Origin of the sequence: Micromonospora lupini str. Lupac 08 (genome assembly GCF_000297395.2) — a bacterium.
Taxonomy (GTDB): domain Bacteria; phylum Actinomycetota; class Actinomycetes; order Mycobacteriales; family Micromonosporaceae; genus Micromonospora; species Micromonospora lupini.
Genome location: NZ_HF570108.1, coordinates 609,843 through 635,609 on the forward strand (window position 1 = coordinate 609,843; position 25,767 = coordinate 635,609).

At 72.2% G+C, this 25,767-nt stretch carries 22 protein-coding genes; 12 read left to right on the top strand and 10 right to left on the bottom strand.

Annotated elements, in window-relative coordinates; genetic code table 11:
• Positions 1-384: 384 nt before the first annotated feature.
• From kdpF to MILUP08_RS04115, 7 genes are all read left to right on the top strand, one after another.
• Positions 385-474, top strand: coding sequence for a K(+)-transporting ATPase subunit F (gene kdpF, locus MILUP08_RS04085; protein WP_036410889.1), 90 nt, complete (start codon positions 385-387; stop codon positions 472-474).
• The gene (kdpA, locus tag MILUP08_RS04090; RefSeq protein ID WP_007454983.1) at positions 474-2,129 is read left to right on the top strand and encodes a potassium-transporting ATPase subunit KdpA; all 1,656 of its coding nucleotides are present in this window, start codon (positions 474-476) and stop codon (positions 2,127-2,129) included. Before kdpF ends, kdpA begins: the two co-directional genes overlap by 1 nt.
• A gap of 20 nt (positions 2,130-2,149) precedes the next feature.
• Positions 2,150-4,345 (top strand): potassium-transporting ATPase subunit KdpB, encoded by a 2,196-nt coding sequence (kdpB, locus tag MILUP08_RS04095; RefSeq protein WP_007454984.1) that lies wholly within the window; start codon positions 2,150-2,152, stop codon positions 4,343-4,345.
• On the top strand, positions 4,345-5,226 hold the full coding sequence (locus MILUP08_RS04100) for a potassium-transporting ATPase subunit C (RefSeq protein ID WP_007454985.1): 882 nt from the start codon (positions 4,345-4,347) through the stop codon (positions 5,224-5,226). Before kdpB ends, MILUP08_RS04100 begins: the two co-directional genes overlap by 1 nt.
• 71 nt (positions 5,227-5,297) lie before the next feature.
• Complete coding sequence (locus MILUP08_RS04105; protein ID WP_007454986.1) at positions 5,298-7,850, top strand: sensor histidine kinase; 2,553 nt, start codon at positions 5,298-5,300, stop codon at positions 7,848-7,850.
• Positions 7,847-8,527, top strand: a complete 681-nt coding sequence (locus MILUP08_RS04110; protein WP_007454987.1) for a response regulator — start codon at positions 7,847-7,849, stop codon at positions 8,525-8,527. The genes MILUP08_RS04105 and MILUP08_RS04110 overlap by 4 nt, the downstream gene beginning before the upstream one ends.
• 103 nt (positions 8,528-8,630) lie before the next feature.
• Positions 8,631-10,640, top strand: a complete 2,010-nt coding sequence (locus tag MILUP08_RS04115; protein WP_007454989.1) for an FAD-dependent oxidoreductase — start codon at positions 8,631-8,633, stop codon at positions 10,638-10,640.
• Positions 10,641-10,664: 24 nt separating this feature from the next.
• Here the strand turns inward: MILUP08_RS04115 and MILUP08_RS04120 are convergent, their stop codons facing one another.
• The gene (locus MILUP08_RS04120; protein ID WP_007454991.1) at positions 10,665-11,597 is read right to left on the bottom strand and encodes an SDR family oxidoreductase; all 933 of its coding nucleotides are present in this window, start codon (positions 11,595-11,597) and stop codon (positions 10,665-10,667) included.
• 215 nt (positions 11,598-11,812) lie between these two features.
• Here MILUP08_RS04120 and MILUP08_RS04125 point away from each other — a divergent pair, with 215 nt between their 5' ends.
• Positions 11,813-12,568 carry a dienelactone hydrolase family protein gene (locus MILUP08_RS04125; protein WP_007454993.1) on the top strand — a complete coding sequence of 252 codons (756 nt, stop codon included), beginning with the start codon at positions 11,813-11,815 and terminating at the stop codon, positions 12,566-12,568.
• 15 nt (positions 12,569-12,583) lie between these two features.
• Here the strand turns inward: MILUP08_RS04125 and MILUP08_RS04130 are convergent, their stop codons facing one another.
• The 9 genes from MILUP08_RS04130 to MILUP08_RS04170 all read right to left on the bottom strand — a co-directional run bounded on the left by MILUP08_RS04130 (position 12,584) and on the right by MILUP08_RS04170 (position 20,475).
• Positions 12,584-13,111, bottom strand: a complete 528-nt coding sequence (locus MILUP08_RS04130; protein ID WP_007454995.1) for a DUF421 domain-containing protein — start codon at positions 13,109-13,111, stop codon at positions 12,584-12,586.
• Positions 13,112-13,144: 33 nt separating this feature from the next.
• A complete protein-coding gene (locus MILUP08_RS04135) occupies positions 13,145-14,251 on the bottom strand; it encodes an L-dopachrome tautomerase-related protein (protein ID WP_007454997.1) in 1,107 nt (368 codons plus the stop codon).
• A 100-nt stretch (positions 14,252-14,351) separates the two neighbouring features.
• The gene (locus MILUP08_RS04140; protein ID WP_007454999.1) at positions 14,352-15,233 is read right to left on the bottom strand and encodes an SMP-30/gluconolactonase/LRE family protein; all 882 of its coding nucleotides are present in this window, start codon (positions 15,231-15,233) and stop codon (positions 14,352-14,354) included.
• A 209-nt stretch (positions 15,234-15,442) separates the two neighbouring features.
• On the bottom strand, positions 15,443-16,384 hold the full coding sequence (locus tag MILUP08_RS04145) for a sugar kinase (RefSeq protein WP_007455001.1): 942 nt from the start codon (positions 16,382-16,384) through the stop codon (positions 15,443-15,445).
• Positions 16,381-17,001: a bifunctional 4-hydroxy-2-oxoglutarate aldolase/2-dehydro-3-deoxy-phosphogluconate aldolase gene (locus MILUP08_RS04150; RefSeq protein WP_007455002.1), complete on the bottom strand. Its 621-nt coding sequence runs from the start codon at positions 16,999-17,001 to the stop codon at positions 16,381-16,383. Before MILUP08_RS04150 ends, MILUP08_RS04145 begins: the two co-directional genes overlap by 4 nt.
• Positions 17,002-17,012: 11 nt before the next feature.
• Positions 17,013-17,846, bottom strand: coding sequence for a hypothetical protein (locus tag MILUP08_RS04155; RefSeq protein ID WP_007455004.1), 834 nt, complete (start codon positions 17,844-17,846; stop codon positions 17,013-17,015).
• On the bottom strand, positions 17,840-18,985 hold the full coding sequence (gene dgoD / locus MILUP08_RS04160) for a galactonate dehydratase (RefSeq protein WP_007455006.1): 1,146 nt from the start codon (positions 18,983-18,985) through the stop codon (positions 17,840-17,842). Before dgoD ends, MILUP08_RS04155 begins: the two co-directional genes overlap by 7 nt.
• The gene (locus tag MILUP08_RS04165) at positions 18,982-19,692 is read right to left on the bottom strand and encodes a FadR/GntR family transcriptional regulator (protein ID WP_007455008.1); all 711 of its coding nucleotides are present in this window, start codon (positions 19,690-19,692) and stop codon (positions 18,982-18,984) included. The genes dgoD and MILUP08_RS04165 overlap by 4 nt, the downstream gene beginning before the upstream one ends.
• A gap of 36 nt (positions 19,693-19,728) precedes the next feature.
• Positions 19,729-20,475, bottom strand: coding sequence for an SDR family NAD(P)-dependent oxidoreductase (locus tag MILUP08_RS04170; RefSeq protein WP_007455009.1), 747 nt, complete (start codon positions 20,473-20,475; stop codon positions 19,729-19,731).
• Between the two features lie 158 nt (positions 20,476-20,633).
• Here MILUP08_RS04170 and MILUP08_RS04175 point away from each other — a divergent pair, with 158 nt between their 5' ends.
• From MILUP08_RS04175 to MILUP08_RS04190, 4 genes are read left to right on the top strand one after another with little or no spacing between them, the layout of a single operon-like run.
• On the top strand, positions 20,634-21,929 hold the full coding sequence (locus MILUP08_RS04175) for an ABC transporter substrate-binding protein (protein WP_007455010.1): 1,296 nt from the start codon (positions 20,634-20,636) through the stop codon (positions 21,927-21,929).
• Between the two features lies 1 nt (position 21,930).
• Complete coding sequence (locus MILUP08_RS04180) at positions 21,931-22,848, top strand: carbohydrate ABC transporter permease (RefSeq protein ID WP_007455011.1); 918 nt, start codon at positions 21,931-21,933, stop codon at positions 22,846-22,848.
• Positions 22,848-23,669, top strand: coding sequence for a carbohydrate ABC transporter permease (locus MILUP08_RS04185; RefSeq protein WP_007455012.1), 822 nt, complete (start codon positions 22,848-22,850; stop codon positions 23,667-23,669). Before MILUP08_RS04180 ends, MILUP08_RS04185 begins: the two co-directional genes overlap by 1 nt.
• Complete coding sequence (locus MILUP08_RS04190) at positions 23,666-25,753, top strand: alpha-galactosidase (RefSeq protein WP_007455013.1); 2,088 nt, start codon at positions 23,666-23,668, stop codon at positions 25,751-25,753. The genes MILUP08_RS04185 and MILUP08_RS04190 overlap by 4 nt, the downstream gene beginning before the upstream one ends.
• Positions 25,754-25,767 lie beyond the last annotated feature (14 nt).

Below are 25,767 nucleotides of genomic sequence, written 5' to 3' on the forward strand. Positions count from 1 at the left end.
TCAGGCACGGTCTCTCCGCGTCCTTTGCTCTGCTTCAACCGGCGCACCGGTTGGGGCGCCTTTTTGTTGCGTCCGTTGAAGCAGAGCAAAGGACGCGCAACTGGCCCCCGACCCCCGGACGAACCGTGGGGTCTGTGCCGTATTTCACCTGTTCAGTGGGCCTGTGTGAAAACCGCGTCAAGAAAAGGTTCGCCGCCGTCATGGTCGCGTTATGACCCCTGCCGTCCGGCGGGTGGTGGGGCTTTGATTGCCCGGCGCGACCGGAAGGCGGTCGCGACGAACCTTTCCGGTAAGAGGAGTCAGCGTGTCTGACGTGGTGTTCGTGGTCCTCACGGTGGCGCTGTTCGCAGTGCTCGCCCTGGTGGTCCGGGCGGTGGAGAAGCTGTGAACGCGGTAAACGCCGTCGGTCTGGTGCTCGCGGTCGTCCTGGGCGCGTTCCTGGTGTTCGCCCTGCTGTTTCCGGAGCGCTTCTGATGACCATGACGACAGCGGGCGTCATCTTCATCGTGACGCTGGTGGCGGCCCTCGTCGCCGTCTACAGGCCGTTCGGCGACTACATGTTCCGGGCGGTCTCCGGAACGAAGCAGTCGCTGGCCGAGCGGGGGGTCTACCGGCTGGTCGGGGTCAATCCGGCCGCCGAGCAGACCTGGGGCGTGTACGCCCGCAGCGTGCTGGCGTTCTCCGCGGTCTCGATCCTGTTCCTGTACCTGTTCCAGCGGGTGCAGAACCACCTGTGGCTGTCGCTGGGCTTCGACCCGGTGGTGCCGCACGGCGCCTGGAACACGGCCGTGTCGTTCGTGACCAACACCAACTGGCAGTCGTACTCGGGTGAGTCGACGATGGGCCACCTGGTGCAGATGGCCGGCCTGGCCGTGCAGAACTTCGTCTCGGCGGCGGTCGGCATCGCGGTGGCGGTGGCGCTGGTCCGCGGGTTCGCCCGCAGCCGCACCGGGCAGCTCGGCAACTTCTGGGTCGACCTGACCCGGATCACGCTGCGGATCCTGCTGCCGATCGCGGTGCTCGGCGCCATCGCGCTGATGATCGGCGGGGTGGTGCAGAACCTCTCCGCCGGCACCGACGTGAGCACCCTTACCGGCGGCGCCCAGACCGTCACCGGCGGCCCGGTCGCCAGCCAGGAAGTGATCAAGGAGCTGGGCACCAACGGTGGCGGCTTCTACAACGTCAACAGCGCCCACCCGTTCGAGAACCCCACCACCTGGACGAACTGGCTGGAGATCTTCCTGATCCTGCTGATCCCGTTCAGCCTGCCCCGGGTCTTCGGCCGGATGGTCGGGCAGAACCGGCAGGGCTACGCCATCGCGGCGGTGATGGGCATCCTCGCGTTCGCGAGCGTCGCCCTCACCAACGTCTTCGAGCTGGCCGGCCACGGCACGGTGCCGCAGGCGGTCGGTGCGGCGATGGAGGGCAAGGAGGTGCGGTTCGACGTGTCGAACTCGGCCACCTTCGCCGCCGCCACCACGCTCACCTCGACCGGCGCGGTGAACTCGTTCCACGACTCGTTCACCTCGCTCGGCGGCATGATGACGATGGTCAACATGATGCTCGGCGAGGTGGCGCCCGGCGGCACCGGTTCCGGCCTCTACGGTCTGCTGATCCTCGCCGTGATCACGGTGTTCATCGCCGGGCTCATGGTCGGCCGCACCCCCGAGTACCTGGGCAAGAAGATTGGGTCACGGGAGATCAAGTTCGCCTCGCTGTACTTCCTGATCACACCGATCCTGGTGCTCGTCGGTACGGCGGCGGCGTTCGCCACCGGCAACAACTCCACAGCGCTAAACGTCGGCCCACACGGCCTCTCCGAGGTCCTGTACGCGTTCACCTCGGCCAGCAACAACAACGGCTCCGCCTTCGCCGGCATCACTGTCAACACCACCTGGTGGGACACCGCGCTCGGGCTGTGCATGCTGCTGGGCCGGTTCCTGCCGCTCATCTTCGTGCTCGCGCTCGCCGGCTCGCTGGCCCGCCAGGCACCCACCCCCGCCTCCGAGGGCACCCTGCCGACCCACCGACCGCTGTTCATCGGCATGGTCGTCGGCGTCACGGTGGTCCTCGTCGCGCTGACCTTCCTGCCCGCGCTCGCGCTCGGCCCGCTGGCAGAGGGGCTCTGACCACCATGAGGAACGAGGACATGTCCGTCACGTCCGCCCCGACAGAGCAGCTCCCCGGCACTCCGGCGACCCAGGGCAACCGGGTCGGCGGGGGCCTGCTCGACCCCCAGCAGCTCATCCGGTCCCTGCCGGACGCCGTACGCAAGCTCAACCCCACCACACTGTGGCGCAACCCGGTGATGCTGATCGTGGAGATCGGCGCCGCCTTCACCACGGTCCTGGCGGTGACCGACCCGTCGGTGTTCGCCTGGGCGATCACCATCTGGCTCTGGCTGACCGTGATCTTCGCCAACCTGGCCGAGGCGGTCGCCGAGGGCCGGGGCAAGGCGCAGGCCGCCGCCCTGCGGCAGGCCAAGCGGGACACCATCGCCACCCGGCTGGTCGACTGGAAGCCGGGCGCGCGGGCCAACACCTACCGCGACGAGGCGGTGCCCGCGCCGGAGCTGCGTCAGGGCGACGTCGTGCTGGTCGAGGCGGGCGGCATCATCCCCGGCGACGGCGACATCGTCGAGGGCATCGCCAGCGTCGACGAGTCGGCCATCACCGGCGAGTCGGCCCCGGTCATCCGCGAGTCCGGTGGGGACCGCAGCGCGGTCACCGGCGGCACGAAGGTGCTCTCCGACCGGATCATCGTGCAGATCACCCAGAAGCCGGGGGAGAGCTTCATCGACCGGATGATCGCCCTGGTCGAGGGCGCCAACCGGCAGAAGACGCCGAACGAGATCGCGCTGAACATCCTGCTCGCCGCGCTCACTGTCATCTTCCTGCTGGCCGTGGTCACCCTCCAGCCGCTGGCGATCTTCTCGAAGGCGTACCAGGCTGCCGCACCGGACAGCGGCGCGATCACCGGTTCCGGTGTCACGGGTGTCGTGCTGGTCTCGCTGCTGGTCTGCCTGATCCCCACCACCATCGGCGCGCTGCTCTCCGCCATCGGCATCGCCGGCATGGACCGGCTCGTGCAGCGCAACGTGCTCGCCATGAGCGGCCGGGCCGTCGAGGCGGCCGGTGACGTCAACACTCTGCTGCTGGACAAGACCGGCACCATCACGCTTGGCAACCGGCAGGCCGCCGAGTTCGTACCGGTCGAGGGGGTCGACACCGCGACGCTTGCCGACGCCGCGCAGCTGTCCAGCCTGGCCGACGAGACCCCGGAGGGGCGGTCGGTCGTCGTCCTGGCGAAGAACGAGTTCGGGCTGCGCGAGCGCGAGCCCGGCGTGATGCCGCACGCCACCTTCGTGCCGTTCACCGCGCAGACCCGCATGAGCGGCGTCGACCTGACCCCGGACGCCAGCGTCGACGGCGGCGCGGTGGGCACGGCCCGCCGGGTCCGCAAGGGCGCCGCCGCCGCGGTGATGAAGTGGGTACGCGAGAACGGCGGCCACCCGACCGAGCAGGTCGGCGAGATCGTGGACGCGATCAGCGGCACCGGCGGCACGCCGCTGGTGGTCGCCGAGCACGTCGACGGTGAGCCCGCCCGTGCCCTGGGCGTCATCCACCTCAAGGACGTCGTCAAGTCCGGCATGCGCGAGCGGTTCGACGAGATGCGCCGGATGGGCATCCGGACCGTGATGATCACCGGTGACAACCCGCGTACCGCGAAGGCGATCGCCGACGAGGCCGGGGTGGACGACTTCCTGGCCGAGGCGACGCCGGAGGACAAGCTCGCGCTGATCAAGCGGGAGCAGGAGGGCGGTCGGCTGGTCGCGATGACAGGTGACGGCACCAACGACGCGCCGGCGCTCGCCCAGGCCGACGTCGGGGTGGCCATGAACACCGGTACGTCGGCCGCCAAGGAGGCCGGCAACATGGTCGACCTCGACTCCGACCCGACCAAGCTGATCGAGATCGTGGAGATCGGCAAGCAGTTGCTGATCACCCGTGGCGCGCTGACCACCTTCAGCATCGCCAACGACATCGCGAAGTACTTCGCGATCATCCCGGCCATGTTCGCCGGCCTCTACCCCAGCCTGGACGCGCTGAACGTCATGCGGCTGGCCAGCCCGGAATCGGCGATCCTGTCCGCCGTCATCTTCAACGCCCTGGTGATCATCGCGCTGATCCCGCTCGCCCTGCGCGGCGTGCGGTACCGGCCGGCCGCCGCGTCGAAGCTGCTCAGCCGCAACCTGCTGGTCTACGGACTGGGCGGCATCATCGTGCCGTTCATCGGGATCAAGCTCATCGACCTGCTCATCCAGTTCATCCCGGGGATTTCGTGATGCGTCTACCCACCTGGATCGCCCAACACCTCGCCGCCCTGCGCGCCCTGCTCGTCTTCACGGTGCTGCTCGGGCTGGTCTACCCGCTGGCCCTGGTCGCAATCGGTCACCTGCCCGGCCTCCACCACCGGGCCGACGGCTCGCTGATCACCTCGGGCGGGACGACAGTCGGCAGCGCGCTCATCGGCCAGTCCTTCACCGACGCGGACGGCAACCCCGTCGCCCGCTACTTCCAGTCCCGACCGTCCGCCGCCGGCGACGGCTACGACCCGACGTCCACCTCGGCCAGCAACCTCGGCCCGGAGAGCGTCGTCGACACCCTGGCCACCGACCCGGAGGAGGCCAGCGAGAGCCTGCTGACCCAGGTCTGCGGGCGCAGCAAGGCCATCGGCGAACTCGACGGCGTCGACGGCCGGCGCCCCTTCTGCACCGACGACGGGGTGGGCGCCGTGCTCGCGGTCTTCCGCGCTGACGGTCTGACCGGCCGGGTCACCCGGGTGGTGAGCGTCAACCAGGTCGCCCCGGCCACCCCGTTCGTGTCCTCGTACCAGGGGGTGCCGGTGGAGCTGGCCCAGCCCGGCGAGGACTACGTGGCCGCCGGCGGGGTGGTCACCCCGATCCGGGGTGACGCGCCCGCCGAGCCGGCCGTGCCCGCCGACGCGGTCACCGCCAGCGGCAGCGGCCTCGACCCGCAGATCAGCCCGGCGTACGCCGAGTTGCAGGTGAACCGGGTCGCGCGCGAGCGCGGCGCGGACCCGGCGGCGGTCCGCAGGCTGGTCGAGGAGCACACCGACGGGCGGGGGCTCGGCTTCCTGGGTGCGCCCGGGGTCAACGTGCTGGAGCTCAATCTCGCGCTCGACAGGCAGTTCGCCGCACGCTGAGCGCACCCCGGGCGGGGCCGTGCCGACCGGGCGCGGCCCCGCCCGACGATCTGACCAGGGAGGATGGTCCCGTGCCACGCGGAGAACTGCGCATCTATCTCGGGGCCGCCCCCGGCGTCGGCAAGACGTACGCCATGTTGGAGGAGGCCCAGCGGCGGGCCGCGCGCGGCACCGACGTGGTGATCGGCTTCGTGGAGACCCACGGCCGCCCGCACACGGCAGCGATGCTCGGCGACCTGGAGCAGGTGCCCCGCCGCGCGATGACCTACCGGGGCGCCGAGTTCACCGAGATGGACGTGGACGCGGTGCTGGCCCGCCGGCCGGAGATCGCCGTGGTCGACGAGCTGGCACACACGAACGTGCCCGGCTCCCGCCACGACAAGCGTTGGCAGGACGTCCAGGAGCTGCTCGACGCGGGGATCGACGTGCTGTCCACGGTAAACGTGCAGCACCTGGAGTCGGTGAACGACGTCGTCGCGCAGATCACCGGCACCACCCAGCGGGAGACCGTGCCCGACGAGATCGTCCGTGCCGCCGAGCAGGTCGAGCTTGTCGACATGACCCCGGAGGCGCTGCGCCGCCGGATGGCGCACGGCAACATCTACCGACCCGACAAGATCGACGCGGCGCTGGGCAACTACTTCCGGGTCGGCAACCTCACCGCGCTGCGCGAACTGGCGCTGCTCTGGCTTGCCGACAAGGTCGACGAGCAGCTCGAGGTGTATCGCAGCCAGCAGGGCATCGCCGCCACCTGGGAGGCCCGGGAACGCGTCGTGGTGGCGTTGACCGGTGGCCCGGAGGGCGAGACGCTGATCCGCCGGGCGGCCCGGGTCGCGGCCCGCAGCAAGGGCGCCGACCTGCTCGCCGTGCACGTGGCCCGCAGCGACGGCCTGGCCGGCGCGGACCCGGCCCAACTGGCCCGCCAGCGGGTGCTCGTGGAGAGCCTGGGCGGCACGTACCACCAGGTGCTCGGCACCGACGTGCCGGCCGCGCTGCTCGACTTCGCGCAGGGCGTGAACGCCACCCAGTTGGTGCTCGGGGCGAGCCGGCGGGGCCGCCTCGCGCAGATCTTCGCCCGGGGCGTCGGGGTGACCACCACCGCGCTCTCCGGCTCGATCGACGTGCACCTCGTCAGCCACCGACAGGCCGGCAAGGGACGCCGGGCGGCGGCCGTGCCGGCGGCGCTGTCCCGACGTCGACGGCTGCTCGGCTTCGGCCTGGCGGTGCTGGGCATGCCGCTGCTCACGCTGCTGCTGAAGGCCCTGCCCGACCTGACGCTCACCAACGACATCCTGCTGTTCCTCGCCGGGGTCGTCGGGGTGGCGCTTGTCGGCGGCGTGTGGCCGGCGTTGCTCGCCGCGCTCGGCGGGTCGCTGCTGCTGAACTGGTTCTTCACCCCGCCGTACCGCACGCTTACCATCGCCGAGGGGGACAACCTGCTCGCCCTGGCCGTCTTCGTCGCGGTGGCGCTGGCGGTGAGCTGGATCGTCGACGTGGCCGCCCGGCGTACTCGGGAGGCCGCGCGGGCCGCCGCCGACGCGCAGACCCTCGCCGCCGTCGCCGGTGGCGTGCTGCGTGGCGAACGCCCGCTGCCCGCCCTGCTGGACCAGCTCCGGGAGACCTTCGGGCTGCGCGCCGTGAGCGTGCTGGAGCTGGCCGAGGAGGCCGGCGGCCGCCCCGAGCGCGCCCGCGAGGAGCACGCCTGGTGCGTCGTGGCAAGCGTCGGCGAGCAGCCGGCCTGCACGCCCGACGGCGGCGAGACGGCGGTACCCGTCGACGACCGGATCACCGTCGTGCTCAGCGGCCGGCGTCTGGAGGCGGCCGACCGGCGGATCGTCGAGGCGTTCGCCGCCCAGGCCGCCGTCGCCCTGCGCCAGGAACGGCTCGCCGAGGAGGCCGCCACCGCCCGGCCCCTCGCCGCCGCCGACCGGATGCGCACGGCGCTGCTCGCCGCGGTCAGCCACGACCTGCGTACGCCGCTGGCCTCGGCGAAGGCGGCGGTGACCAGCCTGCGCAGCCACGACATCGAGTTCGACGAGGCCGACCGGGAGGAGTTGCTGGAGACCGCCGAGGAGTCGCTGGACCGGCTCGCCCGGCTGGTCGGCAACCTGCTGGACATGAGCCGCCTCCAGGCGGGCGTCCTGGGCATCTCGGCGACGGCGATCGGCCTGGAGGACGCCGTACCCCTGGCGTTGGACGAACTTGGCCCGGCGGCCGCGACTGTCGGCACGGACATCCCGGCGGACCTGCCGGCCGCGACCGCCGACCCGGGGCTACTGGAGCGGGTGCTGGTGAACGTCATCGCCAACGCGCTGCGCTACAGCCCGCCCGACCAGCCGCCCACCGTCACCGCGAGCGCGCACGCCGGTCAGGTGGAGCTGCGGATCATCGACCGGGGGCCGGGCATCCCGGAGGACCAGTGGGAGCACGTCTTCCTGCCGTTCCAACGCCTCGGCGACCGGGACAACCAGACCGGCGTCGGTCTCGGGCTCGCCCTGTCCCGGGGGTTGGCCGAGGCGATGGGTGGCAGCATCACCCCCGAGACCACCCCCGGCGGTGGGCTCACCATGGTGCTGCGGTTGCCAGCCGCCGCGCAGACCAGCCCGGAGGAGCCGCAGGAATGACGCGCATCCTGGTCGTCGACGACGAACCGCAGATCCTGCGCGCCCTGCGGATCAACCTGCGCGCCCGCCGGTACGAGGTGGACGTCGCCGCCACCGGGGCCGCTGCGTTGAAGGCCGCCGCCAGCCACCCGCCCGACCTCGTGGTACTGGACCTCGGCCTGCCCGACATCGACGGCGTGGAGGTGATCCGTGGTCTGCGCGGGTGGACCGCCGTGCCGATCATCGTGCTCTCCGGCCGGGCCGGCAGCGAGGACAAGGTCGCGGCGCTCGATGCGGGTGCGGACGACTACGTCACCAAGCCGTTCGGGGTGGAGGAGCTGCTGGCCCGCATCCGCGCGGTGACCCGGCGGCTCGGCACGCCCAGCGAGGCCGTGCCGGCGCTGCGGATCGGCCGGCACACCGTCGACCTGGCCGACCACCGCGTGTGGCGCGACGACGAGACCGAGGTCAAGCTGACCCCCATCCAGTGGAGCGTGCTGGAGAAGCTGCTGCGGCACCCCGGCAAGCTGGTCAGCCAGCGCCAGCTCCTGCAGGACGTGTGGGGACCGGAGTACCAGAACGAGACGAACTACCTGCGGCAGTACCTGGCCCAGCTGCGACGCAAGCTGGAGGACGACCCGGCCCGCCCCCGCCACCTCATCACCGAGCCGGGAATGGGCTACCGCTACCGGCCCTGACCCCGTTGACACCCGCCTGTGTACATTGAAGAATTTCTTTAGCAGCGGCAGCGGCGTGCTTCTGTAACCGTCCCCCTCCGGTTACCACCTCGGGAGCCCCGCCGTGTCCCTGCCCCTGTCCCGTCGTCGGCTGCTGACCGCCGGCGGCGCCGGCCTCGTCCTGGCCGGTCTCACCGACCCGTTCCGCGCCGGTCCCGCCCGAGCCGCGGTCACCACCGCCGACCTGGTCGTCTACGGCGCCACCTCCGGCGGGCTGGCCGCCGCGATCACCATGCGCCGGCTCGGCCGCACCGCAGTCGTGGTCGAGCCCACCGGCCACGTCGGCGGGCTGAGCACCGCCGGGCTGGGCGCCACCGACACCGGCGTCCAGGCGTCCATCGGCGGGCTCGCCGCCGAGTTCTACCGCCGGGTGTACGTGAAGTACCACGGCGGAACCCGCACGCCGACCTCGCCGCTGCGGATGACCTTCGAACCGCACGTCGCCGCCGACGTCTTCGCGGAGATGCTTGCCGAGGCGGGCGTGCCGGTGATCGTCGGTGCCCGGCTGGCCGGTGTCGGCCGCAGTGGTGACCGGATCACCGAGTTGCGCACCGAGGACGGGTCGATCTACCGGGGCGGGGTGTTCGTCGACGCCACGTACGAGGGTGACCTGATGGCCCTGGCCGGGGTGAGTTGCACCGTCGGGCGGGAGTCCAACGACACGTACGGCGAGACGATCAACGGGGTGCAGTCCGGCAACACCCACCAGTTCGTCTACCCCGTCGACCCGTACGTGACGGCGGGCTCGCCCGCGAGCGGCCTGCTGCCGGGCATCTCCGCCACGCCGCTCGCCCCGCGCGGCAGCGCCGACGACCGGATCCAGGCGTACTGCTTCCGGATGTGCCTGACCCAGGCCGCCAACCGGATCCCGTTCGCCAAGCCGTCCGGCTACGACCCGATCCGGTACGAGCTGCTGCTACGGCACATCCAGGCCGGCTACACCGGGCCGTACTTCACCACGAACTCCATTGGCGGCGGCAAGACCGACTCCAACAACAACGGGGCCGTGTCGACCGACGACATCGGCTTCAACTACGCGTACCCGACGGCGAGCTGGGCGACGCGGGAGAGCATCATCGCCGAGCACCGCACCTACCAGCAGGGACTCATGTGGTTCCTGGCCAACGATCCCCGACTGCCGGCGTCGGTACGCGACTCGACCGCACGGTGGGGGCTGCCCGTGGACGAGTTCACAAGCACGGGCGGCTGGCCGCCGCTGCTGTACATCCGCGAGGCCCGTCGGATGGTCTCGGCGTACGTGATGACCGAGGCCGACTGCCGGGGGCGGGTGCGCGTCGCCGACTCGGTGGGTCTGGCCAGCTACACGATGGACTCGCACAACTGTCAGCGGGTGGTCGTCGACGGCCGGGTGCGCAACGAGGGGGACGTGCAGATCGGCGTGCCGCAGCCGTACCCGGTGAGCTACCGCGCGATCGTGCCGCACCAGGCGCAGTGCGCGAACCTGCTGGTGCCGGTCTGCCTGTCGGCGAGTCACATCGCGTACGGCTCGATCCGGATGGAACCGGTGTTCATGATCCTCGGGCAGGCGGCGGCCACCGCGGCGTCCCTGGCGCTCGCCGGCAACCTCGCCGTGCAGGCCGTGTCCGTGCCCACCCTCCAGGCCCGGCTGCGCCAGGACGGCGCCGTGCTGGACTGGGGCACGCCCGGCGAGGTGATCGTGGACAACGCCGCGTCGGCCGGGATCACCCGGGCCGGTACGTGGCTGCGCAGCACCGCCGTCGGCGGCTACGTCGGCCCGGACTACGAGCACGACGGCAACACCGCCAAGGGCGTCAACCGGCTGCGGTTCCGGCCGACGCTGCCCACCTCCGGGTCGTGGACCGTGCACCTGCGCTGGACCGCCGACCCGAACCGGGCGACGAACGTGCCGGTGGACATCACGTACTCCGGTGGGACGACCACCAGGACCGTCGACCAGCGGCAGTCCGGCGGCCAGTGGGTGCCGCTGGGCACGTACCCGTTCACGGCGGGCAGCGACGGGAGTGTGCTCATCCGTACGGAGAACACCGACGGCTACGTGGTCGCCGACGCGGTGCGCTTCGTGCCTGCCTGAGCGCGGGCACGACGCGTCCCCCGGTCAGTTGCCGGGGAACTTGACGCCCACCAGCTGCTCGGAGACGGCCCAGAGGCGGGCCGCGTCGTCCGCGCTGCGGGCCGAGCGGTAGACGGCCAACTCGGTCGGCGCCCCGGTGAACTGCCCCAGGCCGTCCGGGCCGTAGAACCGGCCGCCCTGCGCCTGCGGACTGGTCGCCGCGTAGAGCGCGGGAAGCAGGCCGGCGTCCACCGAGTGCACCAGGAGGCCCCAGCGGTTCAACCGCTCCATCACCGCGTGGTGCAGTGAGGGCTTCCTGCGGCCCAGGTTGGGGCCGGACGCGTAGAGGTTCGTCATTGTCGTCCCCGGGTGGGCGACGTTGCTGACGACGCTCCAGCCGCCGGCTCGACTGCGGCGGTCGAGTTCCAGCCCGAAGTGCAGGGTGGCGAGCTTGGAGGCGTTGTACGAGCGGACCGCGCCGTAGCGCTTGGTGCTCTGGAGGTCGTCCCAGTCCAGGCGACCGGAGCGGGCGGCGCTGCTCGACATGGTGGTGATCCGGGCCCGGCCGGCCCGCAACAGCGGCAGGAGCCGCCCGGTCATCGCGAAGTGGCCGAGATGGTTGGTGCCGAACTGCAGCTCGAAGCCGTCCGCCGTGGTGTGTCGGGTGGGCGGCGCCATGACGCCCGCGTTGTTGATCAAGAGGTGGATCGGCCGCCCCTCGCCGAGCAGCGTGTCGGCCAGCGCCGCCACCGAGTCCAGCGACGCGAGATCCAACTCCCGGGTCGACACGGTGGCGCCCGGTACGGCGGCCCGCACGGTGTCCAGCGCGGCGGCGCCCTTGGCCGGGTTGCGGACCGGCAGCACCACCTCCGCACCGGCTCGGGCCAGCCGGGTGGCCAGGCCGAGGCCCAGCCCGTCACTGCCGCCGGTCACCACGGCGAGCTTTCCGGTCAGGTCCCCAACGGTCAGGTCGAGCACGACGTACCTCCAGGTCGACGGTGTCCTTCATCGGTCACGCACAACCCTGGGCCGGCCGTCGCCCGGTACCCAGGGCGACCTTGTCCAGGGATCGGTGGTCCCTGGCTGGCGGTCCGGCGCCGGGCACGCCGGCGTGCCTGGCGGTCCGGCGCCGGGCACGCCGGCGTGGCGAGTAACGTTCCAGACGGACCAAGATCGGCGTACGAGGAGGCTCGATGCAGACGACGACGGTGGACATTCCGACCGGCGATGGGATCGCGGACGCAAGCCTCACCCGCCCGGACGGAGACGGCCCGTTTCCGGCGGTGCTGCTGTTCATGGACGCCTTCGGGCCTCGGCCCCGCCTCGTGGAGATGGCCGAGCGGATCGCCGAACGCGGCTACCTCGTGCTGACGCCCCACCTGTTCTACCGGGCCGGCCGGGCACCGCTGTTCGACCTGTCGGGTCTCGGCGACGCCGCCCAGCGCGGCGCGATCTTCGAGAAGATCATGCCGCTGATCGGCGCGTTGACCCCCGACGTGATCAGCCGGGACAGCGAGGCGTACCTCGACTTCCTGGCCGCCCGCGACGACGTCCGGCCGGGTCCGGTCGCGATCACCGGCTACTGCATGGGCGGCACCAACGCGCTGCGGGCCATCGAGGCGCACCCGGACCGGATCGCCGCGATGGCGAGCTTCCACGGCGGGCGGATCGTCACCGACGCGCCGGACAGCCCGCACCTGGGCGTCGACTCGATCACCGGCGAGGTGTACTTCGGCCACGCCGACGCCGACCAGTCGATGACGCCCGAGCAGATCGCCACGCTGGAGAAGGCGCTCGACAGCGCCGGTGTGCGCTACCGCTCCGAGGTGTACGCGGGCGCGCACCACGGCTACACGATGGCCGACACCCCGGCGTACGACGAGCAGGCCACCGAACGCCACTGGGCAGCCCTGTTCGACCTGCTCGACCGCGCCCTCCCCACAACCTGACGGTCGGCCGAACCGTCAGCCGAGGCCGCCTCTCGCGTTCCGGTCGTTGCGGGGCCGGCCGGGCGTACGCGTCGTCACGCTGAACCGCCCGTCGGCCTCCATCCGCACCTCGCGGACCTGGTCGAGGTCGACGACGCCCTGCTCACGCAGCAGGGTGTGCAACTCCTCGTTGGTGATCAGCTCGCGGCGCATGTTGCCCCGGACGACCTGCCCGTCCCGCACCAGCACCAGCGACCCGGGCCGGATCAACCGGGCGGCGGCCTGCCAGCGGTACGCGACGGCGTTCAGCAGGTACGACCAACCGATGATCACCCCGACCAGCAGCACCCCGTCGGTGACCGAGTTGTAGCCACCGGACATGCCGTTCTGGGCGGCGTCCGCGAGCAGCACGATGACCAGCAGGTCGGTGACGCCTGTGGTGCCGCTCTCCCGCTTGAGGATGACCCGCAGGAGGGTGAACAGCGCGAGGTACATGACGCTGCCCCGGACCACGATCTCCAACAGCGGGGTGTCCGGGACGAACACCTCATGCCAGTCGGCCACCCGACGGGCTACCCGCCGCCCGACCAGCCATGCCTAGCCGCGACGGAGCAGCACCGGGCCGGCGTCGATGCGGGTGCGGAACAGCGCGTACGGCTTGCGTCGCAGGTCCTGACCCCGCTGGTACTGCGGCTGCCGGTGCAACTGGTTGGCGGTCACGTAGAGATGCCCGTCGGTGGCGACCGACATGGTGTCCGGCCAGAGCAGCCGCGGATCGTGGACGAGCGTCTCGTACTGGCCGTCCGGGTGCCGCCGCAGCACCGCGTTGTGCTCGTACGAGGTGAGGTAGATCCGCCCGGCGTCGTCGGACTCCAACCCGTCCGACCCGGTGGCCTTGTCCCCCTCGTCCACGACCGTGGCCGCCACCGCCTCCTGGGTGACCGACGGGTCGGCCAGCGCCTCGGCGGACACGCTGTACAGGCGTCGGGAGATCAGCGGCGCGTAGTACAGCCGGCTGCCGTCGGCCGAGATGGCGATGCTGTCCGAGCCCATGCTCATCGGCGTCGGCGGCCCGTCCTTCGGGCGCGACATGAGTGGCCGGCCCTCGACGAAGGGGCGGTAGTTCTTCAGCGGCTCCGCCTTCGTGGACGGGTGGTCGTGCAGCCGCCGCCAGGAGGCGCCACTGGCCAGGTCGACCACGATGATCCCGTTCGGCCCGGAGTCCGCCGAGTCGGTGATGTACGCGACCCCCGCCTCGCCCCGGCGCAGGTCGAAGCGGACGTCGTTGAGGTACGTCGTCGGCAGCGCCACGTCCTGCGGAAAGGTGATCACCTGGGCCACCGTGTCGGTGTCCAGGTCGATCCGCACCAGCTTCGGCCCACCCGGCTTGGTGGGCTGGAACATCGGGCTCCCGGTGTCCACCACCCAGAGCCGGTCCGCCGGGTCCACCACGATGCTCTGCACCGACACGAACGCGCCCGCGTCGTCGTCGCCGGACGGGGTGTTCCACGCCTGGTCGGGGTAGGGCACCTCCCGACCGTCGCGCAGCTCGACGACTGTGGCCGGCACCTCGTCGCCCCACTTCGGGAAGTTGACGAAGATCCGGCCCCGGTGCGAGACGCTCACCCCGGTCGGCATCGGGCCGGTGAAGGTGTGCACCAGCTCCAGCTCGCCTACCGGTTCGTCGCCGACCGGCCCGTTCATGACGTCCACCCCGTGCTGCTCATCGGCTCGCTCCCCACCGGTCGGCTGTTACGGCGCTTCGGTGCGGTTGTTCCCGCCCTGGCGTCCGATATGCCTCCGGTCAGCTGCCCGGTGCGCCGGCCCCTGCGGCGGGCAGACCGGGCACCGGGACGTCCACCGCGAGCAGCGCGCCGTCCTGCGGGCCCGGCGCGTCCAGGCCCACGCGGGCGGTGCCGATGAAGAGTCGGCGCCTGTCGGGGCCGCCCAGGCAGATGCCGGCCGGCTGCGTGGCCGGCAGTCGGATCTCCCGGTCGAGGGTGCCGTCGGGCCGGTAGCGGCGGACCGCGGAGCCGCCCCACAGGGCGATCCAGAGGTGGCCGGCCGCGTCGAGCGTCATGCCGTCCGGGCCGCCGTCGGCGGGCGACAGCCGCACGAACGGCTCCCGCCCGTGCAGGGCGCCGGTGGCGGGGTCGACGGTGAACCGGTCGATCTCGCCGCGTGGCGTGTCGGCCAGGTACATCGTGGTGCCGGCCGCGTCGAACGCCGGCCCGTTCGGGATGGTCAGCCCGGTCACCGCGGCGACCGGCTCGGCACCCGGGGTGAGGCGGAACAACGTGCCCCCGCCGGGCACCGCGGCGTACGTCATGCTGCCGGCCCAGAAGCGGCCGTGCGGGTCGGCGACCGCGTCGTTCATCCGGGTCGGCTCGGGCGCGTCGCCGACCAGGTCGGCGACCGGTCGGGGATCGCCGGTCGCGGGCAGCACTGTGACGCCGGTTCCGGCGGCGGCCAGCCACTCGCCCGGACGGCCGGTCACCGGGGCGACCGCGCCGAGCGGCACGTCGAGGCGGCGCAGCTCGCGTAGCGGGGTCGGGGCGTCGCCCTCGGTCTCCAACAGCCGCCCGGCCAGCAGGTCGACCAGGACCAGCCGGTCGTCGACCCAGCGCAGGCCCTCACCCAGGTCCAGCCGGTCGGTGCTCCAGACGGTCGGCTCGGTCAGCTCCATGGTGCTCCTCCAATGATCACCGGTGGCGGTGGCCACCGCGCCGTGCGAGGCCGGCCGGCGACCATGCGGTCAGTGTCGGCCGGGCGGCCTCGCCGGTCAGTGTCGGCCGGGCGGCCCCGCCGGTCAGTGTCGGCCGGGCGGCCTTGCCGGTCAGTGTCGGCCGCGCGACCTCGCCGGTCAGTGTCGGCCGGGCCGCCTCGCCGCGCCCGTCAGCGGACCGTACCGCCGGGGCCGTGGTCGAGCAGCGTCAGCTCCGCCCGGTCGGGCAGGCCCTCCCAGTCGCCGGTGGTGGCGACGGCGAACGCGCCGGTGGTGACCGCCCGGTCCAGCCGGGCCGAGACGTCGGCGCCGTCCAGCCAGCCGGAGAGCAGGCCGGCCACGAAGGCGTCGCCCGCGCCGACGGTGTCCACCACCGGTACCGTCCGGGCCGGCCGGTGCACGGCGCCTGTCGCGCGGTGACTGGTGGCCCCGTCGCCGCCGTGCTTCACGACGACCTCGGTCACGCCGGCCGCGAGCAGCGCCGCGACCGGGTCGGAGGCGTCGGTCAGCACCGCCAACTCGTCGTCGGAGGCGACCACCAGGTCGATCGACGGCAGCAGCGGTCGCAGGGCCGCCGCGGCGTCGGTGACCGACCAGAGCCGACTGCGGTGGTTGACGTCGAGGCAGACGGTGCTGCCCGCGCCGTGAGCCCGGCGTACGGCCTCCACCACCGCCTGGTACGGCCCGGCGCCCAGCGCGCAGGTGATGCCTGTGACGTGCAGCAGTCGGGGCGGCGGCCCGGGCGCGTCGAAGGCGCCTGTGACGTCGGCCGGGCCCAGCCGGGAGCCGGCCGAGCCGGCGCGGTGGTAGGTGACCCGGTTGATGTCGGCGACCCGGTTCTCGAAGAGGATCAGCCCGGTGGGCGCGCCCGGGTCGACCCGGGACCAGGTCAGGTCGACGCCCTCGGCGCGCAGCGTACGGCGGACCAGCTCGCCGGGCTCGTCCGCGCCGGTGACACCTACCCAGGCGGCGTGGTGACCGAGCCGGGCCAGCCCGATGGCCACCGTCGACTCGGACCCGGCGACGGAGATCCCGGCGGTGCCGCCCAGCCGCAGCGGGCCGGCGGTGCGGAAGGCGGCCATCGTCTCGCCGAGCGTGAGCAGGTCGGTCACTGCCGTACCGCCGCGAGGAAGGCGGCCGCGCGCTCGCGCAAGGCGACCGGGTCGCCGCCGCGGACGGCGTCGCCGAGCAGCGGCGAGCCGACGCCTACCGCCACCGCTCCCCGGTCGAGGTAGCGTCGTGCGCCGTCCGCGTCGACCCCGCCGACCGGCACGAACGCGGTGCCGGGGAACGGGTCGCGCAGCGCGCCCAGGTAGTCGGGCCCACCGAACGAGGCGGGGAAGAGCTTGACGGCCGCGGCGCCGGCGCTGCTGGCCAGCACCACTTCGGTGGGGGTGAGCGCACCGGCGAGCACCGGCAGATCGAGCCGGGCGGCCTCGGTGACGCTCGGCGCCAGCGCCGGGGTGACGAGGAAGCCGGCGCCGGCCTCGGCGGCCGCCCGGGCGTCCTCGACGCTGAGCACGGTGCCCGCGCCCAGGGCGTACCCGGGTCCGAGGGCGGCACGCGCGCGGCGGATGATGCCGAGCGCGTCGGTGCTGGTCAGCGAGACCTCGACCAGGGCGACGCCGCTGTCGGCCAGGGTGAGCACCGCGGCCAGCGCCGCGGCCGGGTCCGGGCCGCGCACGATGGCCAGCAACCGGTGGGTACGCAACTCGTCGAGCAGCTTCATCGCGGATGTCCTCAGTGGATGCGGTGGGCGGAGATGGTGAGTCGCCAAGTGACCTCACCGGTGGCCGGGACGACCGCCGCGTCGGCCGGACCGGCGTCGGCCAGGTCAAAGGCGCTACCGAGCATCGGTTCGACGCCGATGCTGCGGTAGGGGCAGTCCTCCGGCCAGCCGCCCAGGTTGCGCCAGAGCGCGGTGCTGCGGGGCTGGCCGGCACACTCCAGCTCCAGGGTCAGCCGGTCGTCGCCGTCGTACACCTGGACGCGGGGGCAGTCGAGAAGCACCGCGCCGAGGGCGGTGCCGTCGTCGGGGCCGAGAGTGTCAAGCGTGAGCCCGGCCGGGGTGGGCCACGACCCGGTGAGCCACGGGTCGCCGTCGCGCCAGGCACCCGGCGGGAGGAGCGCGGCGGCCTCCGGGTGCAGCCGGGTCGGGGTGCCGGCGGGCGCGTCGAGGCGGGCGGTGGGGGAGAGGTCGAGCAGGGCGTGCGCCGCCCAGACGAACCGGTGGCCGGGGTCGGCGGCCAGGCGGTAGTCGGCCACCACCACGCCACAGTCGTCGGTGATCCGGCGGCTCAGCGTGAACGTCGGCCGCTCGATCACCACGGTGCCGGGGCCGGCGCTCCGCCACGGCCGCGACCACACCTCGCCGTGGTCGGGTAACCCGCGCACGGTGGGCAGGCACTCCTCCAGGCCGCCGGCGTCGACGAACGCGCCGTCGGGGCGTACGTCGCGTCGGCCGGAGGCCGGGCCCCGCCACAGCCACTCCCGGCCGCCGCCGCGCAGGCTGGTCCACCGGCCGCCGTGCGCGGCGTCGTACGCCACCCGCAGCGGCACCGGCGTGGTCACCATTCGGCGAACGACCCGTCGGCGTGCTGCCAGACCGGGTTGCGCCAGGTGTGCGGGGTCTGCGCGGCCTTGCGGACCGCCGCCTCGTCCACGGTGATGCCCAGGCCGGGCCGGTCGAAGCGGGCGATGTGCCCGTCCACGAACCGGAACGGCTCCGGGTCGAGCACGTAGTCCAGCAGCTCCGAGCCGACGTTGTAGTGGATGCCGATGCTCTGCTCCTGGATCAGGAAGTTCGGCGTCGCGAAGGCCACCTGGAGGCTGGCCGCCAGGGAGATCGGGCCGAGCGGGCAGTGCGGGGCGAGCAGCGCGCCGTACGTCTCGGCCAGCGCGGCGATCCGGCGGACCTCGGAGATGCCACCGGCGTGCGACAGGTCCGGCTGGACGACGGCGACCCCGGCCTGCAACGGGGTGAGGAACTCGGAGCGGGCGTAGAGGCGTTCACCGGTGGCCACCGGGATCGGGGTGCCGGCGACGATGTCGCGCAGGTGGTGGGCCTGGTCGGGCAGGACCGGCTCCTCCACGAAGAACGGGCGCAGCGGCGTCAGCTCGGGCAGGATGCGGCGTACGGCGGCCAGCCCGGCGCGGCCGTGGAAGTCCAGCGCGATGTCCCGGTCCGGGCCGAGCACCTCCCGGGCGGCGGCGACCCGGTTGACGATGGCGTCCACCTCGGCGGAGGTGGGGATGGCGGAGAGCCGGCCGCAGGCGTTCATCTTGACCCCGGTGAGGCCGGCGGCGACCTGCGCGGCCGCGGCGTCGGCGACCTCGTCGGGCTCGTCCCCGCCGATCCAGGAGTAGATCCGCACCTTCTCGCGGACGGGCCCGCCGAGCAGGGCGTGCACCGGAGCGCCGTACGCCTGCCCGGCGATGTCCCACAGTGCCTGGTCGAGGCCCGCGACGGCGCTGGAGAGGATCGGGCCGCCCCGGTAGAAGCCGCCCTTGGTGAGCACCTGCCAGTGCTGCTCGATGCGCAGGGGATCCTGACCGATCAGGTATTCGGAGAGCACCTCGACCGCGCTGCGCACCACCTCGGCGCGGCCCTCGACGACCGGTTCACCCCACCCGACGAGCCCGTCGTCGGTCTCCACCCGGCAGAACAACCACCGTGGCGCGACCAGGAACGTCTCGATCCGCTCGATCTTCACTGACTGCCCCTTCGTCCCCGTGCCTTCTCGACGTCGCGGACGGCCTTGTCCAGCAACTCACGCATGGCGGTCTCGGCCGCCGACTCGTCCCGCTCGCGCAGCGCGTCGACCACCGCGCGGTGGCTCGGCACCGGGTCGTCGTGCGCGGCGCCGCCGTGCACGAGGCGGTCGCGTTCGGCGAGCCCGGTCTCCATCACCACCTCCATCCGTTCGATCAGCTCGTTGTGGGTGGCGGCGAGCAGCGCGCGGTGGAAGGCGAGGTCGGCGGCGACGGCGGCGGCGGGGTCACCGTCGGCCTCGGCCATCTCGGTGAGTGCCTGGTCGAGGGCCGCCAGGTCGTCCTCGGTCGCCCGGGTGGCGGCCAGCCGCGCGGCGGCCGGCTCGATGATGGCGCGCACCTCGTGCAGCTTTTCGAGCAGGCGCTCGTCGGGGCCCTCGGCGAACTGCCAGCGGATCACGTCGCCGTCGAGCAGGTTCCAGTCGGCGCGGGGCCGGACGAAGGTGCCGCGCTTCTGCCGGGCGTCGACGATGCCCTTGGCGGAGAGGACCTTCAGCGCCTCGCGCAGGGCCGTCAGGCTGACGTCGAACTCCTCCTGGAGCGCGACGATGTTCAGGGTCGCGCCGGCGGCGATCTCGCCGGTGAGGATGCGACGGGCGATTGCTTCGACGGTCTGCCCGTGGATGCCGCGGCGTGCGTACTGTGCCAATGCTCCTGGCCTTTTCGCTTGTCGGATCGATCTCTCTCAGGCCGAGGCTTTCACCGCTGTCCAGCCACCGTCCACCACGAGGCTCGCGCCGGTGACGTACGCGGCGTCCGGCGACGCGAGGAAGGCGACTGTCGCGGCCACCTCGTCCGGGGTGCCGAAGCGTTTCGCCACGGTCTCGGCGACGCTGCGTCGACGGTCCTCTTCGGACACGTCGGCCCAGGCGGCGGTGAGGATGGGACCGGGCAGCACGGTGTTGACCCGCACCTGCGGCCCGTACTCGACGGCGAGTTGCCGGCCGAGTGCGACCAGGCCGCCCTTGGCCGCCGCGTACGCGGGCCGGCCGGGCAGCCCGACAAGCGCGTGCACCGAGGAGATCAGCACGACCGCGCCCGCGCGTGCCCGCAGGTCGTCCAGGCAGGCGCGGACGCCGAGGAACGAGCCGGTGAGGCTGACGCCGAGCTGGTGGTCCCAGGACTGCCGGCTGGTCTCGTGGGCCGGGGCGACCCGCACGGCGTACGCGGTGCTGACGAGGATGTCGATCGGACCGAGATCCGCCCGTACGGCTGTCACGGCGGCCGTCCAGTCGGCCTCCTCGCTGACATCGCCCACTACGGACAGTGCGTGGTCGCCGCGAGCGGCCAGTTCTTCGGCCAGCGGCGTCGTGTCGGCCACGTCGAGCAGTGCGACAGCCGCGCCCTCGGCGGCGAGTCGCCGGGCGATGGCCGCGCCGATCCCACCCATCGCGCCGGTGACCAGCGCGTTCTTGCCTTCAAGCCGGCGCATAGGCTGATCCACCTGACCTCGCCTTGGTCTCATCTAATCATTAATTACGAAGATATCTTGACAGTCGGCGACGGCCGATGCAACCTTCTGGTCACACACATTCACCTGGCCGACACATCGCGTCGTGACGCTGCGTGTCGTAGAGGAAGGACACCACCGTGAGCGACTTCGACCCCGGTCGCCGGCGATTCCTTGGCCACCTCGGGCTCGCCGGCCTGGGTGCGCTCGGCGCGAGCTCGTTCCTCAGCGCATGCGCCAGCTCCGCCAGCGGGCCGGCCACGGGCAGCGGCTCGGGCGCGGTCACCATCCAGTCCAACCTCTCCTCGCCGCAGGCCAAGGCGGCGATGGAGAAGCTGATCGAGACGTTCAACAAGCAGGGCAAGGGCACGGCGAGCCTCAACACGATCGCCTCGGAGACCTTCCGGACCCAGCTCCCGACGTACCTCACCTCGGCGAACCCGCCGGACCTCTACACCTGGTACGCGGGTTCGGTAGCCAACGACTACGCGAGCCGCGATCTGCTGCTGGACGTCTCCGACGTCTGGAAGTCGCTTGGCGACTACCCCCAGTCGCTGCGCACCCTCTCCACCGACGCCAGCGGCAAGCAGATCTTCGTGCCGATGAACAACTACTGGTGGGGCTTCTTCTACCGCAAGTCCAACTTCGCCAAGTGGGGCGTGCAGGAGCCGAAGACCTGGACCGAGTTCCTGGCGGTCTGCGAGACGCTGAAGAGCAAGGGCGTCCCGCCGATCGGCATCGGCCTCGGCGACACCCCGTGGGTCGCCTCGGCGTGGTTCGACTACCTCAACATCCGCATCAACGGCGCGCAGTTCCACCGCGAGCTGCTCGCCGGCAAGCAGCGCTTCGACGACCCGAAGGTCAAGGCGGTGTTCACCCGCTGGCGGGAGGCCCTGCCCTACTTCGACCCCAAGGGCAAGGCGTACCCGTTCCAGGAGGCGACCACCGCGCTGCTGGCCGGCAAGACGGGGATGTTCCTGATCGGCACGTTCTTCGCCGACGCCGCGCCCAAGGACGCCCTCGGCGACCTGGACTTCTTCCGCTTCCCGATCATCGACCCGGCGGTGCCGCTGGCCGAGGAGGCGCCGACGGACGGCTTCTTCGCCAGCGCGAAGACCGCCAACCCGACCGGCACCCGGGCCCTGCTCACCTACCTGGCCTCGACCGAGGCGCAGGAGGCGTACGTCAAGGCCAGCTCCGGCATCGTCCTGCCGGCCAACCCGAAGGCCAAGGCGTCCGACTCGCCGCTCGTGGCCAAGGGCAAGGCGATGCTCGACGAGGCCAAGGAGCTGACCCAGTTCTTCAACCGCGACTCCAGCGACGCACTCCAGCCGACCGCCGACACCGCGCTCACCAAGTTCATCGACAAGCCGGACCAGATCGACGCGATCCTGCGGGAGTGGCAGGCCGGCGCCGAGAAGGTCTTCAAGGGCTGACGTGACAGCAACGATCTCCACGACTTCGGTCACCCCCGTCCGGCGGCGGCGACGGTCGGCGCGACTGTCGCCGCTGCTGGTGGCGTTCGTCCTGGTGCCGTTCGCGGTCGAGAGCGTCTGGGTGTTCTGGCCGGCGCTCCAGGGCTTCTGGTTCTCGCTCACCCGCTGGGACGGGATGTCGTCGCCGGCCTTCGTCGGTACCGACAACTACGTCGAGCTGGCCGGCGACGCCACCTTCCGGGGCGCGCTTGTCAACACGGTCATCTGGCTGGTGCTCTTCGGCGGGCTCTCCGTGCTGGGCGGCTTCGGCATGGCGCTGGTCCTGCAGAAGGAGCGGCGCGGGGTCGGCTTCTACCGGGCCGCACTGTTCACCCCCGTGGTGTTCTCGCTCGTGGTGACCGCGCTGGTCTGGCGGGTGTTCTACCAACCCGACGGCATCGCCGACACGCTGCTGCGGGCCGTCGGGCTGGAGAGCCTGATCCGGCCCTGGCTCGCCGACCCGCAGACCGCCCTGTACGCGGTGATCCTGCCCGCCCTGTGGCGGCAGATCGGGTACGTCATGGTGCTGTTCCTGGCCGGCCTGAAGGCCATCGACCCGGCGCTGCACGAGGCGGCCCGGATGGACGGCGCCAACTCCTGGCAGCGGCTGCGGCACGTGACAATTCCCCAGCTCAAGGGGGTCAACGCGGTGGTGCTCTCGGTCATCGTGATCGACTCGCTGCGCTCCTTCGACATCGTCTGGTCGCTCACCAAGGGCGGCCCGTACCACTCGTCGGAGCTGCTGAGCACCTACATGTACTCGACCGCGTTCCAGAGCCTGCGGCTGGGCTACGCCTCCGCCATCGCCGTCGTGATCTTCGTGCTCGCGCTGGCGGTCATCCTCGGCTACCTGGTCCGCGCGTTCCGGGAGGAAGCGTGATGAACAAGCTCCGTACCGGGGCCTTCCACACCGGCATGATCCTGCTGTCGCTGCTCTGGCTGGGCCCGGTGCTCTGGGTCGTGGTGATGTCCACCCGGTCGTTCGACGACATCGCCGCGCACGGGGTGGGCAGCCTGCCCCGGTCGTTCACCCTGGACACGTACCGGCAGGCGTGGACCGACGGCGGCGAGCTGCGGGCGCTGATCAACAGCATGGTGGTGACAGTCCCGTCGGTGGTGCTGAGTCTCGGGCTCGCGGCGATGGCCGCGTTCGCGCTGAGTCGGTTCCGGATCCCCGGCCGGCGGACGATCCTGCTCTTGATGCTCGCCGGCAACCTGCTGCCACCGCAGATCCTGCTGATCCCGGTGGCCAAGTTCAGCGAGTTGACCGGCCTGTACGACACGCTCTGGGCGCTGATCGCGGTGCAGGTCGGCTTCGGGCTCGGCTTCTACACGTTCGTCCTGCACGGGTTCATGCGGGACCTGCCGGGTGAGATCCAGGAGGCGGCCACCATCGACGGGGCCGGCACGGCGCAGATCTTCACGCGAGTGATGCTGCCGCTGACCCGCCCCGCGCTGGCCGCCCTCGGCGCGCTCTCCTTCACCTGGATCTTCAACGACCTGCTGTGGGCGATCACCGTGCTGCGTACCGACGACAACATGCCTGTCACCCCGGCGCTGCTCGGCCTCCAGGGGCAGTTCGTCTCGTCCTGGAACGTCATCGCCGCCGGCACTGTCATCGCGGCCGTTCCCACAGTCGCGGTGTTCCTGCGCTTCCAGCGGCACTTCGTCTCCGGCCTGGCGCTCGGAGCGGTCAAGTGACCGCCGAGGCCGGGCAGCGCTGGACGCTGCGCGGCGCGCACACCGAGTACACGGTCACCGTGCCCGCGCACGGGCGCTGGCTGGAACTTGTCGCGTGGGGGCCGCACGGCGTCTCCGACGGGCCGTCGCCGGTCGCCTACGACGGCCCGGTGCCGTTCCTCACCGCCGGGGACGCCGCCCCCATCGAGTACGCCACCGACGCCGACCGCCCGTTCACGGGCGCCGACCTGGTGATCGAGACCGTGGACGGGAAGCGCCGGGTGGGCTTCGTGCACACCGACGCGCGGATCGACGCCGGCCAGCGGGAGCTGGCCGTCGACTTCGCCGACCCGGTGACGGGACTGCGCGCCACGGTGCACTACCTGGTGCCCGACGGCACCGACGTGGTGCAGCGCTGGGTCGAGCTGACCAACGACGGCACCGCCCCGCTGCGGGTGGTCCGGGCCGGATCGGGCGGGTTCTGCGTACCGACGCCGCACGGCGCGCTGCTCAGCCACCAGTGGGGGCAGTGGTCGCAGGAGTTCCAGCTCTCGCATGTCGAGCTGGGCCACGGCACGTTCGGCATCGGCAGCTCCCAGGGCGTACCCGGGCACCTGCACGTGCCCTGGCTGGCCGTCCGCGACACCGCCGACCCGGCCGGCCCGGCCTGGGGGATGGCGCTGGCCTGGACCGGCTCGTGGGAGATCAGCGCCGAGCGGGACACCGGCGGCCTGACCCGGGTGCGGGCCGGCCGCCAACTGGTCGACGGCCCACTGGAGCTGGCCGTCGGCGAGCGGCTGAGCCTGCCGGTGGTCACCGGCGCGTACAGCCCGGACGGCCTGGACGGGCTGGCCCAGGTCTGGCACACCCACCAGCGGCTGCTGGCCGGAGACCGGCTCACCCCGCGCCCGGTGCTCTACAACTCCTGGGAGGCCACCTACTTCGCCGTCGAGGCGGAGAGTCAGTTGGCGCTCGCCCGGATCGCCGCCGAGCTGGGTGTGGAGACGTTCGTGGTGGACGACGGCTGGTTCGTCGGCCGGAACGACGACACGGCCGGTCTGGGCGACTGGACTCCCGACCCGGCCAAGTTCCCCGCCGGTTTCGACACGTTCATCGCCGAGGTCCGCGCGCTCGGGCTGAACTTCGGGCTCTGGGTGGAGCCGGAGTGCGTCAACCCGAAGTCGACCCTGTACGCCGAGCACCCCGACTGGGTGTACGTCGTCGACGGCCGGCCGCTCACCCCGGTCCGCAACCAGTACCTGCTCGACCTGGGCCGGCCCGAGGTAGCCGAGTTCGTTCATTCCACAGTGGATGGTCTGCTGCGTCGGTACGACATCGACTACCTGAAGTGGGACTTCAACCGGCCGCGTACCGAGCCCGGTCGCCCCGGCGGGGTCGGCCCGCTCGACCTGGACGGCGCGCACGTCGCCAACCTGCACCGGATCTACGAGCGGCTGCGCCGGGACCACCCTGACGTGCTGATCGAGGCGTGTGCCGGCGGCGGCGGGCGGACCGACCTGGCGATGGCCGCCCGCGCCGACGTCTTCTGGCCCAGCGACAACACCGGCCCGCTGGACCGGCTGGCCATCCAGTACGGCTTCCTGCACGCCAACGCGCCGCACCTGCTCAGCTCCTGGGTCACCGACGCGCCCGGCCTGTTCGACCCGCGACCGCGAACGCTTGCGTTCCGGTTCGTGCTGGCGATGGCCGGTGTGCTCGGCATCGGCGCGGACATCCGTGCGTGGACTCCCGCCGAGCGGGCCGAGGCGGCCGACTGGATCGCCCGCTACAAGGAGATCCGGGACGTCGTCACCCGCGGCGAGGTGCACCTGATCGGTGGCCCCGACCAGGCCCGCTGCGCCGTGCAGTACACCGCGCCGGACGAGCGTCGGGTGGTCGTACTGGCCTGGCACACCGGCCGGCTCGACGGCGCCGGCCTGCTTCCGTCGCGCCCGGTCCGGCTGCCGCTGCGCGGCCTCGACCCGGCCGCCCGCTACTCCGACGGCGACCGGCACTACTCGGGCAGCCACCTCGCCGCGGTAGGCCTGCCCGTGCGGTGGAGCGCGACCCACGACGCCGACCTCATCGTGCTGACCCGCGACTGAGGCCGGAGCACCAC

Bases quoted from the DNA above. Each gene is read 5' to 3' on its own strand.
- MILUP08_RS04150 (WP_007455002.1), bottom strand. From the start codon at position 17,001: ATGAAGCTGCTCGACGAGTTGCGTACCCACCGGTTGCTGGCCATCGTG.
- MILUP08_RS04140 (WP_007454999.1), bottom strand. From the start codon at position 15,233: ATGGAGCTGACCGAGCCGACCGTCTGGAGCACCGACCGGCTGGACCTG.
- MILUP08_RS04135 (WP_007454997.1), bottom strand. From the start codon at position 14,251: ATGAACGGGCCGGTCGGCGACGAACCGGTAGGCGAGCTGGAGCTGGTG.
- MILUP08_RS04185 (WP_007455012.1), top strand. From the start codon at position 22,848: ATGAACAAGCTCCGTACCGGGGCCTTCCACACCGGCATGATCCTGCTG.
- kdpA (WP_007454983.1), top strand. From the start codon at position 474: ATGACCATGACGACAGCGGGCGTCATCTTCATCGTGACGCTGGTGGCG.
- MILUP08_RS04100 (WP_007454985.1), top strand. From the start codon at position 4,345: ATGCGTCTACCCACCTGGATCGCCCAACACCTCGCCGCCCTGCGCGCC.
- MILUP08_RS04125 (WP_007454993.1), top strand. From the start codon at position 11,813: ATGCAGACGACGACGGTGGACATTCCGACCGGCGATGGGATCGCGGAC.
- MILUP08_RS04110 (WP_007454987.1), top strand. From the start codon at position 7,847: ATGACGCGCATCCTGGTCGTCGACGACGAACCGCAGATCCTGCGCGCC.
- MILUP08_RS04170 (WP_007455009.1), bottom strand. From the start codon at position 20,475: ATGCGCCGGCTTGAAGGCAAGAACGCGCTGGTCACCGGCGCGATGGGT.
- MILUP08_RS04155 (WP_007455004.1), bottom strand. From the start codon at position 17,846: ATGGTGACCACGCCGGTGCCGCTGCGGGTGGCGTACGACGCCGCGCAC.
- kdpB (WP_007454984.1), top strand. From the start codon at position 2,150: ATGTCCGTCACGTCCGCCCCGACAGAGCAGCTCCCCGGCACTCCGGCG.